At 63.9% G+C, this 15,022-nt stretch carries 14 protein-coding genes; 12 read left to right on the plus strand and 2 right to left on the minus strand.

The features are described 5' to 3' along the window. Positions 1 to 25: 25 nt before the first annotated feature. The 4 genes from HF885_RS07300 (at position 26) to HF885_RS07315 (ending at position 4,295) form a co-directional block, all read left to right on the plus strand. Entirely contained in the window at positions 26 to 1,549 is a 1,524-nt protein-coding gene (locus tag HF885_RS07300; protein ID WP_170104281.1) for an efflux RND transporter periplasmic adaptor subunit, read from the plus strand. Positions 1,550 to 1,551: 2 nt separating this feature from the next. Next, positions 1,552 to 2,283 carry an ABC transporter ATP-binding protein gene (locus HF885_RS07305; protein ID WP_170104282.1) on the plus strand — a complete coding sequence of 244 codons (732 nt, stop codon included), beginning with the start codon at positions 1,552 to 1,554 and terminating at the stop codon, positions 2,281 to 2,283. Continuing rightward, on the plus strand, positions 2,280 to 3,494 hold the full coding sequence (locus HF885_RS07310; RefSeq protein WP_170104283.1) for an ABC transporter permease: 1,215 nt from the start codon (positions 2,280 to 2,282) through the stop codon (positions 3,492 to 3,494). The genes HF885_RS07305 and HF885_RS07310 overlap by 4 nt, the downstream gene beginning before the upstream one ends. 138 nt (positions 3,495 to 3,632) lie before the next feature. Then, positions 3,633 to 4,295, plus strand: coding sequence for a metal-dependent hydrolase (locus HF885_RS07315; protein ID WP_170104284.1), 663 nt, complete (start codon positions 3,633 to 3,635; stop codon positions 4,293 to 4,295). A gap of 46 nt (positions 4,296 to 4,341) precedes the next feature. Here the strand turns inward: HF885_RS07315 and HF885_RS07320 are convergent, their stop codons facing one another. Next, positions 4,342 to 5,037, minus strand: a complete 696-nt coding sequence (locus tag HF885_RS07320; RefSeq protein ID WP_170104285.1) for a hypothetical protein — start codon at positions 5,035 to 5,037, stop codon at positions 4,342 to 4,344. A gap of 81 nt (positions 5,038 to 5,118) precedes the next feature. Beyond that, positions 5,119 to 6,117: a LacI family DNA-binding transcriptional regulator gene (locus HF885_RS07325; RefSeq protein WP_170104286.1), complete on the minus strand. Its 999-nt coding sequence runs from the start codon at positions 6,115 to 6,117 to the stop codon at positions 5,119 to 5,121. Positions 6,118 to 6,709: 592 nt separating this feature from the next. Between HF885_RS07325 and HF885_RS07330 the strand changes: the two genes are divergently transcribed. The 8 genes from HF885_RS07330 to rbsD all read left to right on the plus strand — a co-directional run bounded on the left by HF885_RS07330 (position 6,710) and on the right by rbsD (position 15,021). Then, on the plus strand, positions 6,710 to 8,146 hold the full coding sequence (locus HF885_RS07330; RefSeq protein ID WP_170104287.1) for an L-fucose/L-arabinose isomerase family protein: 1,437 nt from the start codon (positions 6,710 to 6,712) through the stop codon (positions 8,144 to 8,146). A gap of 44 nt (positions 8,147 to 8,190) precedes the next feature. Continuing rightward, complete coding sequence (locus HF885_RS07335) at positions 8,191 to 9,024, plus strand: transketolase (protein WP_170104288.1); 834 nt, start codon at positions 8,191 to 8,193, stop codon at positions 9,022 to 9,024. Beyond that, positions 9,017 to 9,955, plus strand: a complete 939-nt coding sequence (locus HF885_RS07340; RefSeq protein ID WP_170104289.1) for a transketolase family protein — start codon at positions 9,017 to 9,019, stop codon at positions 9,953 to 9,955. Before HF885_RS07335 ends, HF885_RS07340 begins: the two co-directional genes overlap by 8 nt. 61 nt (positions 9,956 to 10,016) lie before the next feature. Next, the gene (locus HF885_RS07345) at positions 10,017 to 11,042 is read left to right on the plus strand and encodes a D-ribose ABC transporter substrate-binding protein (protein ID WP_206109844.1); all 1,026 of its coding nucleotides are present in this window, start codon (positions 10,017 to 10,019) and stop codon (positions 11,040 to 11,042) included. Positions 11,043 to 11,157: 115 nt separating this feature from the next. Next, a complete protein-coding gene (locus HF885_RS07350; protein WP_170104290.1) occupies positions 11,158 to 11,841 on the plus strand; it encodes a DUF2291 family protein in 684 nt (227 codons plus the stop codon). Positions 11,842 to 11,875: 34 nt separating this feature from the next. Next, complete coding sequence (locus HF885_RS07355) at positions 11,876 to 13,435, plus strand: sugar ABC transporter ATP-binding protein (RefSeq protein WP_170104291.1); 1,560 nt, start codon at positions 11,876 to 11,878, stop codon at positions 13,433 to 13,435. A 2-nt stretch (positions 13,436 to 13,437) separates the two neighbouring features. Further along, on the plus strand, positions 13,438 to 14,523 hold the full coding sequence (locus tag HF885_RS07360; RefSeq protein ID WP_170104292.1) for an ABC transporter permease: 1,086 nt from the start codon (positions 13,438 to 13,440) through the stop codon (positions 14,521 to 14,523). A 102-nt stretch (positions 14,524 to 14,625) separates the two neighbouring features. Beyond that, positions 14,626 to 15,021 (plus strand): D-ribose pyranase, encoded by a 396-nt coding sequence (gene rbsD, locus HF885_RS07365; RefSeq protein WP_170104293.1) that lies wholly within the window; start codon positions 14,626 to 14,628, stop codon positions 15,019 to 15,021. Position 15,022: the final 1 nt, after the last annotated feature.

Here is a 15,022-nt window from a genome sequence, read left to right on the forward strand (position 1 = left end):
CACTACCCCCAGATGGGAGCAGCGCATGAGCAGGAAGTTCGGTTTTGGCAAGCCCTCGCCGGGGGACGACGAGGCGACGGACGCCAAGGGCGAGAAGAACGAGGCCTCGCGGGACGCAGACGCGACGCAGGCGGTGACGCCGCCCCTGCCCGCAAACCCGCTCCGGAACGCGTCGGACGGCGCGCCGGCAGACCCGACGAAGGGTCCCGCCGCCATCGACGCGGCGGACGAGGACGAAAGCGGCATGCTCGCGTACCAGAACCTCGAGCGCCATCGCAAGGAGAAGAGGCGCCGCCGCAACGTGAAGATCGCGGTGGGGGCGTGCGCCGCCGTCGTGATAGCCGCGGCCATCATCGTGCCCCGGGTGCTCACGCCCGCGGACGCCGGCAAGCAGATGCCCGCAACGGCGGAGGTCACGCGCGGCGACCTCACCTCCAGCGTGAGCGTCACGGGCGCGGCCCAGCCCGCGTCGAGCGTCTACGTCACGCCCGAGGTGAGCGGCATCGTCCAGGACCTGCGCGTGTCCGAGGGCGACACCGTGGGCAAGGGCGACGTGCTCTTCTCGCTCAAGAACGACTCGCTCGACCGCGCGGTCGCGGACGCCCAGCGGCAGGTGTCTGACGCGCAGGCGCAGGTCAACACCGCCCAGCGCGGCGTCGACAGCGCAAACGCCGCCTACAAGAAGGCGCTGGACGCCTGGAACTCCGCGCCGGACGCAGAGACGCAGGCGGGCCTCGCGGACCCCGACAGCCTCTATGGCGACGTGCAGACGGCAAACGACGGCCTGAACAGCGCAAGGTCCGCGCTCGACTCTGCAAGCCAGGCGCTTGCGGACGCGAAGGCCCAGGCGGCGAAGCGCACGGTCACGGCTCCCGCCTCGGGAAGCGTCGTCGCGGTGAACGCGCGGAACGGCGCCGCGTACGGCGACGCCACGGGCGGCTCCACCACAAGCGACGGCACGGGCCAGGGCGGCCAGGGCACGGGCGCCGGCTGGGCCGTGCAGATCGCGGACCTCTCGAGGATGAGGGTTGCCACGCAGGTGAACGAGGTGGACATCTCGGGTGTGGCCGTGGGGCAGGCCGCGAGCGTGACCTTCTCGGCGATTCCCGGCCTCGAGTGCGACGCGAAGGTCGAGAAGATCGCGACGGTCGCGAGCAGCGACGGCTCCATGGGCGGCGACGGCGTCGTGACGTACGAGGTCGACCTCGTGATCGACCAGCCGGACGAGCGCATCAAGCCGGGCATGACCGCGAACGCGACCATCCAGACGCAGAGCGTGTCCGACGTGCTCATGGTGCCGATAGCGGCGCTGAACGACTACGACGAGTCCGCCGGAACCGCCAGCGTGACCGTCGTCACGCTCGATGGGGAGGGCAACGTCAAGACCTCCCGCGACGTCGACGTGAAGGTGGGCGAGAAGAACGGGTCCGACGCCGCCGTGACGGGCGTGAAGGAGGGCGAGACCGTCAAGCTCGCGGACGAGGGCGACTCCGCGGACGGCGGCGCGGCCGGGGGCGACGCCTCCGCCGCCACGGCAGACGGGCGCTAGCCATGCTGCCCGTGATAGACGTGCGGGACGTGCATCGCATCTACGACTCCGGCGGCGTGCCGACGCATGCGCTACGGGGCGTGTCGCTCACGGTGCGGAAGGGCGAGTTCCTGTGCATCATGGGGCCGTCAGGCTCCGGCAAGTCCACGCTCATGAACATACTGGGATGCCTGGACACACCCACGTCCGGCTCGTACCTGCTCGAGGGGGTCGACGTAGCGAAGCTCGGCGACGATGAGCTCGCGCAGGTGCGCGCGACGCGGATCGGCTTCGTGTTCCAGTCGTTCAACCTGCTGCCGCGCTCGACGGTCATCAGGAACGTCATGCTGCCGCTCTTGTACACGGACGTTGCCCCGCGCGACCGCGAGCGGCGCGCGTGCGAGGCGCTCGCCTCGGTAGGGCTGCCGGCGGAGTACTTCGACCACAGGTCGAACGAGCTCTCCGGCGGCCAGATGCAGCGCGTCGCCATCGCGCGCGCCCTGGTGAACGATCCGGCCCTGGTGCTGGCGGACGAGCCGACGGGAAACCTGGACTCCGCGACGAGCGAGGTCGTGCTGAACACCTTCGTCAGGATGCGGGACGCCGGCAAGACCGTCGTCCTCATCACGCACGACCCAGAGGTGGCGACGTGGGCGGACCGCTGCGTGCACATCCGCGACGGCAGGCTCCTCACCGACGAGCAGGAGCGCGCGCACGTTATGAGGTCCGAGTCCCGCGGAAGGGGGAGCACATGAGGCTGAGGGACCTTTGGGCCGAGACCTGGGAGGCCCTCGACGCAAACCGCGGCAGGTCGCTCCTCACGGTGCTGGGCATCGTGATCGGCATCAGCGCGGTCATCGCGATGACCGCGCTCATCGGCGGCGTGCGGCAGGGCCTCATGGGCGAGCTCGGCCTCGACCGCGCCCGCGTCATAACCATGGGCGTCTACAACGGCTCGCAGGTGCGCACCGAGGACATCGCGAAGATTGAGGAGGGGCTGCCGGAGTACGAGTACATAACGGGCAGCTCCTACGGTGGCGGCAAGGTCGCGAGCGACGCCAAGAGCGTTGACGGGCAGGTGCTGGGCATTGCGCCCCACTACTTCGACGTGACGGGCCAGAAGCTCGTGGAAGGCCGCACGTTCACGAGCGGCGAGAACGACTCTGCCTCGACGGTGGCGATACTGGACAAGACGAGCGCGCACAACCTGTTTGGCGACGAGGACGCCCTTGGCCAGAAGGTGCGCATCAAGGGGATCGAGTACCGCGTGGTCGGCTTGCTTGAGAACAGCCAGCAGACCGACCCGAAGGGCGTGACGGCCTACGTTCCGCTCAAGGCGTGCGTCCAGAGGGTCACGGGCTACGACAACGTGGACATGCTTTCCGGCATGGCGCGGGAGGGCGAGGACATCGACTCCCTCGTTACGAAGACGAAGGACTTCCTGGCGACGTACTACCACCTGAGCGACGAGGACGTCGAGAACGGCCTGTACGTATCGTCCATGAAGTCCATGATTGACAGCTTCAACTCCGTCATGTTCACGTTCCAGCTGCTCATGACGTCCGTCGCGTCCATCTCGCTCGTGGTTGGCGGCATCGGCATCATGAACATGATGCTCACGAACGTGACGGAGCGCATCCGCGAGATCGGGCTTCGCAAGGCCCTGGGGGCCCGCAGATCAGACATCACGCGGCAGTTCCTGCTGGAGTCCGTGTGCCTGACGCTGGCGGGAGGGGCGATCGGCATCGTGCTTGGCTACCTGGGGGCGTTCGCCCTCGGCGGCGTCGCGACGGGCCTTCTGGCCTCTGGCGACAGCGGCATGTCCCTTACCGTGACGCCCGTGATAGAGCCCATGGCCGTGCTTGGCGCGACGGGAATCTGCGTGCTCATAGGCGTGGTGTTTGGCTACTACCCGGCACGGCGCGCCGCGAAGCTCGACCCGGTGGAGTCCCTTCACTACCAGTGAAAGCAGGATGCCCGGGACCACCTTGGCAAGGCGGCGCCCCTCACCTTGTGGCCGTGCGTCGGCTACGATAGACCATACGCAGACAAGGACGTCTGCCTGCGACCGTCTGGCCACAGGCCCCGGGGGAGAAGAGCGCGCATGACGGGCAAGACGCACATAGCCATAGGCGTGGCATCCGCGCTGGCCGTGGCCCCGCTGGCCGGGGCACGGCTTGGCGTGCCGACCGGCGTGGCGCCGCAGGCGATTGCGCTCGCGCTTGGCGGGATGGTGGGCGGCATGCTGCCCGATACCGACACGCCGTCCAGCATGGGCGCGCGCGGGACGCGCCGCGTGTGGGCGGCGCTTGCCGTCATGGTGGCGTCGCTTCTGGCGGTTGACCACGCGCGGGGGAGCGACCTCGCCCTTGGCCTGGCGTCGGGCTTCTCGTACGAGCGGTTGGCGGGGCTGGCGATCGTGGTCGCCACCTGCGCGGTGGGCAGGGCGTCCGGGCACAGGGGCTTCTCGCACTCGCTCGTGGCGCTTGCGCTGGTGGGGTATGGCTCATGGATGCTCTGCCATCCGATTGCGGCTGCCGTCGCCGTGGGCTATGCGTCGCACCTGGCGCTCGACCTCACCAACAAGAGGGGCGTCAGGCTCCTGTGGCCATGGGGCAGGACGCTCTGCCTTGGCCTCTTCGAGTCCGGTCGCCTTGCGGACTGGACGCTCTTCGTGCTGGGTATTGCCGCCGCGGCCCTCATGGTGGCGACGCGCCTGCAGCTGATGGGCCCCATGCCGGCGGCCTTGCCGCCCGTTGGGATGTAGACGGCCGTCGCGGCCATGCCGTGGTGAGGCACATCGTGCGCGGTCGCTATCTGCGGAAGCGCCTGAGCGGGTGCCGCGCACGGTCCGCCATCTGGCGCTGGCGCTCCTCCTGGGCGTCGCGCCAGGACCGCGTCGCCTCCGGGTGCTCCGAGGTCGCCTTCGCGCACAGCGCATAGAGTGCAATCCCCAGCCCAAAGCTCAGGACGGACGCAAGCATTTCTCCGACAGGCTCCCTTGCGCCGATCGTGCTTCCCGGGACCATCATCAGCACTACGTCCACAAAGGAGAAGAGCGTGGGGACCGCGGCCCAGCCACGCACGACCTGCGGGAGCTGCGTCGTGTCGATGGCCGCACGGATGGTGAACGCCGCGGCGACGACCATCGCCGCCAGGCGGAGCACGGCCATGAGGATGTCGGTCTGGTAGAGGCCAAGCATGTCGATGGCGCCGGTGCACGCCTCGAAGTAGATTACGGCCCAGACTGCGACGGCAGCGGCGCATGCGATGAGGGCGTTCTGTGCGGCGGACCTTGGCAGCCTTGCAAGGTCAGCAAGCCTGCCTCTTCCCTCCCGAAGCGATGTGTGGCCCGACGCGCGCATGTCCTGGGAGAGCTCCCTCGCAACGCGTCCGGCCGCGGTCGATGCGTCCGCGGCCTTCTCGCCCGCGGGCCTCTGCGCCACGCGCTCGCGCTCGTAGGCCAGGTGCTGGCGGCGACGTGCTTTCTGGTTGGACCTCTTGGACATGCTTGAACCCCTGTTTGACTGGTAGTTACAAAGACCTTTGCGCCGCGCACCTCGTGCCGCCGGCGCCCGCCCTGGGAGGCGCTAGATGCGGGCGACGGAATCTCGTATCACGAAATCGGATGATATGTGGGTGACGCAGGTGTATCCGCGCGGGTTCCGCACCTGTCCCAGGAGCTTCTGCACGGCCATGCTGCCGATGTCGTGCTTGTGGATGTGGATGGTCGTGAGGGAGGGGAGCGTGAGCCTCGCAAGTGGAAGGTCGTCGAAGCCGATGAACGAGACCTCCTCCGGCACGCGTATCCCCCGCTCGATGAATGCGCGCATCGCGCCGCTCGCGAGGATGTCGTTGTCGGCGAAGAAGGCGGTGGGGAGCTCGGGGTCGTGGCTGAGCCATTCCTTGGCGCCCGAGTATGCGGTCGAGAGCTTCGTGCCCACGTGCATGACGTACTTCTCGTCGAGCGTCAGGCCGGCCTCGCGCAGCGCGTGCTCGCAGCCACGTCTTCTGAGCGGGAAGTTCTGGATGATGTCTCCCGCGGGGATGTACCCGATCCTGGTGTGGCCCATGGATATGAGGTAGTGGACCGCCATGTACGAGGAGCTCTCGTTCGAGATGACTATCGACTCTATGGGCTTGTGGAAGCAGTAGCCGTCCACGATGACCAGGGGGGCGGCACAGTCGTAGAACGGCTTGTAGTCCTCCTCTTTCAGCTCCGTGCCCAGAAGGATCAGGCCGCTCGTCTTGTCGTTACAGAGCTCCTCGATCTGGTCGCGTGCCATGTATGACTTCAGGTCGACCGTGACGTAGCGCGTCGGCATGCCCTCGCGCCTGGCCTCGCGCTCTATTCCGTCCATCACGGCTGGGTGGAACTCGCCCTCGTCGAGGATCGAGCCCGTCTTCCGGGCGACAACGAAGTTGATGCGCTCGATGCGGTTCTGGGGCTTGTAGCCCATCTCTCCCGCGACGCGGATGATCTGCGCGGCAGTCTTCTGCGAGACTCCCGGCTTGTGGTTGAGGGCATTCGATACCGTTGCGGGAGAGTACCCCGTGACCTTGCTTATGGTGCGGATGCTTACCTTCATGGTGAATTCGCCTGCGGCTCTTTATGACGATGTCTCGAACTCAGATGAAAGAGTGTCTTCTGGGCGTGGATTCGCACGTTTCGTTCAGCCCTAAACAGATTGCCTTTCTTTCAGAAGTATAGCTAAACAAAATAGAAGATGTTAGGTAACTACCGAGCACTTGTTCATTTATGACGTTAGATGCAAATCCGGAAACGTTTTCAAATGTCACTATTGCTTGCAAATTCAAACTTAGATACATCTTAAAATTATATATAAACATTAAAGAAGTAAATAAGAGAATAATATACGTATAATATACAAATATAAGATGAAATAACGGAAAATCGCAAATCTTTAATGATAAGGGTCTTTCAAGCAAATCTCAATAAGAAGTTAAGAAACTTCGCTCAGGTATAAAAGTGCTACCGTCCGCGCTTCTTTTCTTCTGTTTAGTAAACTTCATCAGTACAGTGGTCTACAGAGGCTTATATAAGGCATATTTGGCCGTGTGTATGTCAGAACTAAACAAATAACAAAACACAATTTCCAATCGGAGCAGAGCGGTGCCCCAAATTGTGGCCTCGAGTTGTCTGACGAGGAAGGACTTGAAATGGGAGACGGTTACAAGCAGATAAAGCTCGGCGTAGCCCCTACGAGGCGCAGCATCTTCAGCGCGCCCGACGCGGTCAAGTACGCAAACCTCACGCGCGCCAAGCTCGACGAGCTGGGCGTCAACTACGTCGACATCACGGACATCAACGAGGAGGGCCTCCTCTACGACGACGAGGACCGCAAGAAGATAGCCGCTAAGTTCAAGGCCGAGAAGATCGATGGACTCTTCCTTCCGCACGGAAACTTCGGAACGGAGTACGAGTGCGCCCGCCTCGCAAAGGAGCTCGACGTTCCCGTGCTGCTCTGGGGCCCGCGCGACGAGGCGCCCCTCGAGAACGGCATCCGCCTGCGCGACACCCAGTGCGGGCTCTTCGCAACCGGCAAGGTCCTGCGCCGATTCGACGTCCCGTTCACGTACATGACGAACTGCCGCCTCGACGACCCCGAGTTCAAGCGCGGCCTCTTCGACTTCCTCGCCGTCTGCAACGTGGTGAAGAAGTTCCGTAACATGCGAATCCTCCAGATCGGGCCCCGTCCCTTCGACTTCTGGTCGACCATGTGCAACGAGGGCGAACTTCTCGAGAAGTTCAACATCCAGCTCGCGCCCATCCCGCTTCCCGAGCTGACCGACGCGATGAAGGACGCCGAGAAGAACGAGCCCGACGTGGTCGACGGCGTAGTCGCGTACTGCCACGAGAACATGACGTGCGACATCTCCGAGGATCTGCTGCGCAACGTCGCGTCGCTGAAGGTCGCCATGCGCAACCTGGCGACGAAGTACGGGGCGTCCGCAATCGTCATCCAGTGCTGGAACGCCCTGCAGGGCCAGATCGGCATCATGCCCTGTGCGGCGAATTCGCTCCTCAACGAGGAGGGACTGCCCGTAGTCTGCGAGACCGACGTCCACGGCGCCATCTCCCAGGTCCTTGCCGAGGCGGCGACGCTCGGGGACACCCGCGCGATGTTCGCCGACTGGACGGTTCGCCACCCGACCAACGACAACGGCGAGCTGCTTCAGCACTGCGGTCCGTGGCCGATCTCGGTGGCGAGGGAGAAGCCCACGATCTGCGTGCCGGTGGCCTTCGACCACAACGGCGCCGTCTCGGCGGAGGCGAAGCCGGGCAAGCTCACGATCATGCGCGTCGACGGCGACCACGGCGAGTACTCCATGCTGCTCGGACATGCCAAGGGATGCGACGGCCCGTTCACCAAGGGCACCTACCTCTGGATCGAGGTCAACAACCTCAAGCGCCTGGAGGCAAAGGTGGTCGAGGGCCCCTACATCCACCACTGCGTCGCCATCCACGCGGACATCGTTCCCATCCTGTACGAGGCCTGCAAGTACATAGGCATCAAGCCCGATCTCTACGACCCGATCGAGGACAAGGTCAAGGCCTACCTCCATGGAGAGGACGTCACGTTCGACGAGGTCTAGGCACGAGTTTCGGCCGTCAGAAAAACCCGAAGGGAGCTGTGGCAATGAACTACAAGTCTCTTGCATACGATCTGCGCAAGGACACGCTCGACATCATCATGTCCGGTGGCGGCGGACACATCGGCGGGGACATGAGCGAGATGGAGGTGCTCGTCGCCCTCTATCTTGCGGGAGGCATGAACGTCTCCCCGCAGAACATGGACGATCCCAACCGCGACCGTTTCGTGCTCTCGAAGGGCCATTCCGTCGAGGCGTACTATGCGGTCCTCGCCAAGGCGGGCTTCCTCGACATCGACGAGGTGAAGGAGAAGTTCTCGAAGTTCGGCTCGCCGTACATCGGGCATCCCAACAACCACCTCCCCGGCATCGAGATGAACTCCGGCTCGCTCGGGCATGGCCTTCCCGTCAGCGTGGGCATGGCGCTCGCCGGCAAGATGGACGGCCGCGGCTACCGCGTGTACACCCTGCTTGGAGACGGTGAGTTTGCCGAGGGCTCCAACTGGGAGGCGCTCGAGTCCGGGGCGATGTACGGCCTTGACAACCTCTGCGCAATCATCGACCGCAACCACCTGCAGATCTCGGGCAACACCGAGGACGTCATGGCGCACGAGAAGCTCGCCGCGAAGGTCGCCGCGTTCAACTGGAACGTCATCGACGTGAAGGACGCGAACGACCTCGACCAGGTCATGGCGGCGCTCGAGGAGGCGAGGCGCTGCAAGGGCAAGCCCTCGTTCATCATCGCCAACACCGTCAAGGGCTGCGGGTCGCCCGTCATGGAGAACAAGGCGTCGTGGCACCACCACGTACCCACCCCCGAGGAGTACGACCAGATCGTGAAGGACCTCGAGTCCAGGAAGGAGGCGCTCCAGGATGCCTAACAAGATCGCCAACAGGAAGGTCATCTGCGACGTGCTGATGGAGCACGCAAAGACCGACAAGGACGTCGTCGTCCTCTGCAGCGACTCTCGCGGGTCCGCGTCCCTCACTCCGTTCTTCAACGAGTATCCGGAGCAGTCCGTCGAGGTGGGCATCGCCGAGCAGGACCTCGTGGGAATCGCGGCGGGACTCGCGGCCTGCGGAAAGAAGCCGTTTGCGGCCTCGCCGGCGTCGTTCCTCTCCACCCGCTCCTACGAGCAGTGCAAGATCGACTGCGCCTATTCGGACACCAACGTGAAGCTCATCGGCATCTCCGGCGGAATCTCGTACGGCGCCCTCGGCATGAGCCACCACAGCGCGCAGGACATAGCGGCGATGAGCGCCATCCCCAACATGAGGGTGTACCTGCCGAGCGATCGCTTCCAGACGAGGAAGCTGTTCGAGGCGCTGCTCCAGGACCAGAAGTGCGCCTACATCCGCGTCGGCCGCAATCCCGTGGAGGACGTCTACACGGAAGATGACTGCCCGTTCCAGATGGACAAGGCGACGCTCGTCCGCGATGGCGAGGACGTGCTGCTCGTCGCGTGCGGAGAGATGGTCAGGCCCGCCGTCGATGCGGCTGAGATCCTCGAGAAGAGCGGCATCTCCGCCTCCGTGCTCGACATGTACTGCGTCAAGCCTCTGGACCGCGAGGCCATCGTCCGTCAGGCGAGCAAGGCAAGGGCGGTCGTCTCCGTCGAGGAGCACTCGCCGTTCGGCGGACTCGGCTCGATGGTCGCGCAGGTCGTGGGCCAGGAGTGCCCGAAGACGTGCGTCACGATGGCCCTCCCGGACTCGCCGGTCATCACCGGCACCTCCAAGGAGGTCTTCGACTACTACGGCCTCAACGGAGAGGGAATCGCGAAGCGCGCCATCGAGGCGCTCGGGAAGTAGGGCAGTTGACGGGCACGGCCCGCTGCAATAGGAAGAAAGCTTCGGGGAAAGGGAAAAGACTATGGCAATCTCTAGGCGTTCGTTCGTGGAAATGTCCGCTCTCGCTGGCACGACCATCGCTCTGACCGCTTGTGGTGGAAGCAAGGGCTCCGACAAGACGTCGAGTGCGGATAAGAGCAAGTCTGGCTCCAAGAAGGAGGCCAAGGTCCTCAAGGGCGGCGGCTCCAACATCATCTACGTCATCACCCCCTCCGTCTCCAACCCCGCGTTCAAGGCCGAGGCCGACGGCGCCACTGACGAGGCCAAGAAGATGGGCTACGAGGTCAAGGCCAACTCCCACGACGACGACGCGAACAAGCAGTCCGAGCTGTTCGACTCCGCCATTGCCGACAAGGCCGCGGCAATCATCTGCGACAACGCCGGCGCGGACGCAACCGTTGAGGCCGTGAAGAAGGCCGCGAAGGCAGGCATCCCGACGTTCCTGATCGACCGCGAGATCACCACCACCGGTGACGCGATCGCGCAGATCATCGCGGACAACAACCAGGGCGCGTCCGACGTCGCGCAGACGTTCGTCGACGCCATGGGCGAGAAGGGCAACTACGTCGAGCTCCTCGGAAAGGAGTCCGACACCAACGCCAAGGTCCGCTCCGACGCCTTCCGCTCGGTCATCGACCAGTACAAGGACATGAAGATGCTCGAGCAGCAGACCGCGAACTGGGAGCAGACCCAGGCGTACGACAAGATGGAGACCCTGATCCAGACCTACGGCGACAAGATTCAGGGCGTCGTCTCCGGCAACGACACCATGCTCCAGGGCGCCTGCGCAGCCCTCGAGGCACACAACATGAACGTCCCCGTCATCGGCGTCGACGGCTCTGACGAGGCGCGCGACCTCATCAAGCAGGGCAAGGCGACCGCGACCGCGCTCCAGCAGTTCGACGTCATCGCCCGCACCGCAGTCCAGGAGGCCGACAAGTACCTGAAGGACGGCTCCACCGGCGAGGACGAGAAGCAGCTCATCCCGTGCATCGTCATCACCAAGGACAACGCGGACAAGCTGAACGGCTTCGTCTACACCGAGTAGTCGCAAATCGATCTCATCATCGCGGGGGCATGGGTGCCACCCATGCCCCCGCGATGCATTGGATGTTACGTGGCAGTACGCGTGGTCGGGCGCGTTGCCAGATTGGAGGAGAAAGATGAGGAAGGGGTTTCTCCCGGTAGTGGCAAGCGCACTTGTGGCGGGGGCCGTCGCGCTCTCTGGCTGCACCGTCGTGCCCATCGGTCAGGAGGCCAAGTACACGGGTGAGGTCACGTTCGACGCAAAGTCCCAGTCCAAGGACCTCTGGAAGAAGGTCAAGGACGAGATTCCCTCTAAGGCGGCGGACCTCGGCGAGCTGCTGGCGGCCGGCGACGCCGGAAGCCTCACGAAGGACGATGTCATCCAGAAGTTCGACGGCAAGAGCCTCAGCACCTCCAAGGTCGCAGCGGGCAGTGGCGTCGTCTATGCCGTCAAGGGGACGGGAACCGTCACCGAGGTCAACGCGAAGGCCGTTGACAAGAGCGCCTCGTCCAAGGGCACGATGACCGTCGCCGTCGACGGCTACGCGGGGAGCAAGAAGGTCGTCATCAACGTCGGGCCCGTCATCTCCGACACGTCGCTGCGCGACTACCTCACGAGCATCAACCTGAACGACTACAAGGACACCACGCAGTGGAGCCAGGTCTCCCAGGCAATCAACGACACCGCCCAGAAGGACGTGATCGACAAGGCCGACATCGGGAGCCTGAAGGGCAAGAAGATCAGCTTTACCGGCGCGTTCACCGCCAAGACCGGAATGACCATGGTCAGCATCACCCCGGTCGAGCTGAGCGCCGAGTAGGACGTCCTCGACATTAGGAAGGAGATGCATGCACATGGCAGGATACAGCTGCCCCGATAACGTCTTCCTGCATGCCGAGAAGATCTCGAAGATCTACCCGGGCACCAAGGCCCTGGACGAGGTTTCCTTCGATCTTCTGAAGGGCAAGGTCAACGTCCTCATCGGCGAGAACGGTGCGGGCAAGTCAACGCTCATGAAGATGATCGCCGGCATAGAGCAGCCGTCCTCCGGAACGATGTACATCGGCGACCAGGAGGTCCACTTCAAGGACACCACGGAGGCGAGGAAGCACGGGATCGGCATCATCCACCAGGAGCTGAGCCTGTTCCCGAACCTCAACATCTACCAGAACATCTTCATGAACAAGGAGCTGAAGAAGGGCGCGTCGCTCGACAACGCAAGGCACGTCGAGCGGGCGAACAAGGTTCTCGCAAAACTCGAGCACCCGATGGACCCCAACACCATCGTCGGCACGCTTCGAGTCGGCCAGCAGCAGATGGTCGAGATCGCGCGCAATCTCGTCGACGACGACCTCAAGGTCCTCATCATGGACGAGCCCACCTCGTCGCTCTCCCAGCAGGAGGTCCAGGTCCTCTTCAAGATCATGCGCGAGCTCACGAGCGAGGGTCTCTCGATCGTCTACATCTCGCACCGCCTCGAGGAGATCATGGAGATCGGCGACCACGTCACCATCCTGCGAGACGGCAAGTACGTGGACGACGCGGACGTCAAGGACATCAGCGTGTCCTGGATTGTCTCCAAGATGACGGGCGGCGAGAAGAACTACCCCAAGCGCGACCGTACCGTCGACTGGTCCAAGCAGCCCAAGGTGCTCGAGGTCAAGGACCTGTGCCTGCCGAAGCCTGGCGGAGGCTACCTCGTCGACCACGTGAGCTTCGACCTCAAGAGGGGTGAGGTCCTCGGCATCTACGGTCTTCTCGGCGCCGGACGCTCCGAGGTCTTCGAGTGCATTATGGGCTTGCATCCCGAGCACACGGGCGAGGTCGACATCGAGGGGAAGCCGGTGCAGATCAAGAGCGTCTCCCAGATGATCGACATGGGAGTCTCGCTCATTCCCGAGGACCGTCAGGGCAGCGGTCTCGTCCAGACGCTCGACATCGAGAAGAACGCCTCCCTTGCCGCACTGAAGCGCTATAAGCGAGGTCCGTTCATCGACTCGGCGCTCGAGGACAAGAAGGTGGACGAGGAGATCGAGGACATCCACATCAAGGTCGCGGACAAGCACCTGCCGATTCTCTCGCTCTCCGGCGGAAACCAGCAGAAGGTCGTCATCGCGAAGGGTCTGCTCACCGAGCCGAAGATCTTCCTGATGGACGAGCCGAGCAGGGGTATCGACGTCGGCGCGAAGACGGAGGTCTTCGAGATCATCAACAAGTACGCCCAGCAAGGCCTGTCCATCATCGTCATCTCCTCGGAGCTCGAGGAGATCATGGCGATCTCCGACCGGATCATCGTCCTGTCCAACGGCAAGAAGACGGGCGAGTTCGTCGGGGACGACATCACAAAGGACGCGCTCGTGATGGCCTCGTACAAGGGTCACCACACGGAAACGAAACAGCAGGAGGGTAAGTAACCATGGCAGCGGATACTAAGAAGGGCTCGGGCGGCAACAACCAGCTGTTGATGACGCTGCTCAAGGGTCGTACGCTCATCGTTCTCGCAATTCTCTTCGTGTTCTTCAGCTTTGCGGCGCCGAACTTCTTCAACGTGGACTCGCTCCTCTCCGTCGCGAAGCACGTGGCCCTGTATGGCATCCTCGCCATCGGCATGACCTACGTCATCATCACGGGAGGCATCGACCTCTCCGTCGGCGCCGTCGTGGGATTCTGCGGCATGCTCGCGGGCGGGTTCTTGCAGGAGGGCCTGACGCTGCCCATGTTCGGCGTCACGATCTACATGTCAGTTCCCGTCGTCGCCCTCGTCACGCTGGTCATCGGCGTGCTCCTGGGAGTCGTGAACGGCCTCATCATCACGAAGCTCGGGGTGACGCCCTTCATCGCGACCCTGGGCACCATGTACGTGTGGCGCGGCTTCGCGAACATCCGCTCGAACGGCGCGACCTTCAACGACATCGCGGGCAAGGCCGGCCTGGGCAACATGGGCTTCTCGTTCTTCAGCTCCAGCGTCTTCGGAATCATCCCCATGGGCGTCGTCATCCTCGTGATCTTCGCGGTGATCGCCGGCCTCGTCCTGAACAAGACGGCGTTCGGCTGGCACGTGCTCGCCATCGGCGGCAACACCAACGCGGCAAGGCTCTCCGGCATCAAGGTCGACAAGAGCCTCATCATCGTCTATGCGATCTCTGGCCTGTGCTCGGCCATGGTCGGCATCATCACCACCTCGCAGCTGATGGCCGCGCACCCCGCTACGGGCAACTCCTGGGAGATGAACGCCATTGCGGCATCCGTCCTGGGCGGCACCTCGATGGCAGGCGGCGTCGGCACCATCATCGGCACCATAGAGGGCGCGTTCGTCATCGGCGTCATCAACGACGGCATGACCATGATGGGCGTCACGGAGTTCTGGCAGCAGGTCATCCGCGGCCTCGTGATCATCATCGCCGTCGTGATCGACCAGGTGCAGCGCAACATCCAGGCACGCATGGCGCTCCAGGCGAGAAACGAGTCCAAGAACGAGGAGAAGGCCGCGGCTACGGCCTAGCGGCCCGCCCCGAGAGGGCGCTTGACAAACGTTTTGCAGTGAGTGGGGGCGCCGCCATCCGCCGCATGGCGGGGCGACGCCCCCAGGTCGAAGGGATACGCCATGAAGAAGAGCGGCATCATCAACGCGCAGCTTGCCGGCCTCCTTGCGGGGCTGGGACACAAGGACACCTACATGATCGCGGACGCGGGCATGCCCATACCGAAGGGCGTGGAGGTCGTGGACTTGGCCGTTGTGGGCGGGGTCCCGACGTTTAGGCAGGTCATGGACGCAATTGCGGACGAGTGCGTCTTCGAGCACTACACGCTTGCCGAGGAGATCAAGGAGGCGAACCCAGAGCTGCACGCGTACGTGCAGGAGAGGCTCGGGGGAGTCGAGCACGACTACGTGCCGCACGTCGAGCTGAAGCGCATGGAGGCGGACTGCAAGTTCGTGATAAGGACGGGCGAGTTCTCGCCGTATCCCAACGTGCTGCTCACGGCGGCGTGCGCGTTTTAGG

Origin of the sequence: Parafannyhessea umbonata, from assembly GCF_012844235.1 — a bacterium.
Taxonomy (GTDB): Bacteria; Actinomycetota; Coriobacteriia; order Coriobacteriales; family Atopobiaceae; genus Parafannyhessea.

Bases quoted from the DNA above. Each gene is read 5' to 3' on its own strand.
- HF885_RS07360 (WP_170104292.1), top strand. From the start codon at position 13,438: ATGGCAGCGGATACTAAGAAGGGCTCGGGCGGCAACAACCAGCTGTTG.
- rbsD (WP_170104293.1), top strand. From the start codon at position 14,626: ATGAAGAAGAGCGGCATCATCAACGCGCAGCTTGCCGGCCTCCTTGCG.
- HF885_RS07305 (WP_170104282.1), top strand. From the start codon at position 1,552: ATGCTGCCCGTGATAGACGTGCGGGACGTGCATCGCATCTACGACTCC.
- HF885_RS07350 (WP_170104290.1), top strand. From the start codon at position 11,158: ATGAGGAAGGGGTTTCTCCCGGTAGTGGCAAGCGCACTTGTGGCGGGG.
- HF885_RS07300 (WP_170104281.1), top strand. From the start codon at position 26: ATGAGCAGGAAGTTCGGTTTTGGCAAGCCCTCGCCGGGGGACGACGAG.
- HF885_RS07355 (WP_170104291.1), top strand. From the start codon at position 11,876: ATGGCAGGATACAGCTGCCCCGATAACGTCTTCCTGCATGCCGAGAAG.
- HF885_RS07335 (WP_170104288.1), top strand. From the start codon at position 8,191: ATGAACTACAAGTCTCTTGCATACGATCTGCGCAAGGACACGCTCGAC.
- HF885_RS07320 (WP_170104285.1), bottom strand. From the start codon at position 5,037: ATGTCCAAGAGGTCCAACCAGAAAGCACGTCGCCGCCAGCACCTGGCC.
- HF885_RS07310 (WP_170104283.1), top strand. From the start codon at position 2,280: ATGAGGCTGAGGGACCTTTGGGCCGAGACCTGGGAGGCCCTCGACGCA.
- HF885_RS07315 (WP_170104284.1), top strand. From the start codon at position 3,633: ATGACGGGCAAGACGCACATAGCCATAGGCGTGGCATCCGCGCTGGCC.
- HF885_RS07325 (WP_170104286.1), bottom strand. From the start codon at position 6,117: ATGAAGGTAAGCATCCGCACCATAAGCAAGGTCACGGGGTACTCTCCC.
- HF885_RS07345 (WP_206109844.1), top strand. From the start codon at position 10,017: ATGGCAATCTCTAGGCGTTCGTTCGTGGAAATGTCCGCTCTCGCTGGC.
- HF885_RS07340 (WP_170104289.1), top strand. From the start codon at position 9,017: ATGCCTAACAAGATCGCCAACAGGAAGGTCATCTGCGACGTGCTGATG.
- HF885_RS07330 (WP_170104287.1), top strand. From the start codon at position 6,710: ATGGGAGACGGTTACAAGCAGATAAAGCTCGGCGTAGCCCCTACGAGG.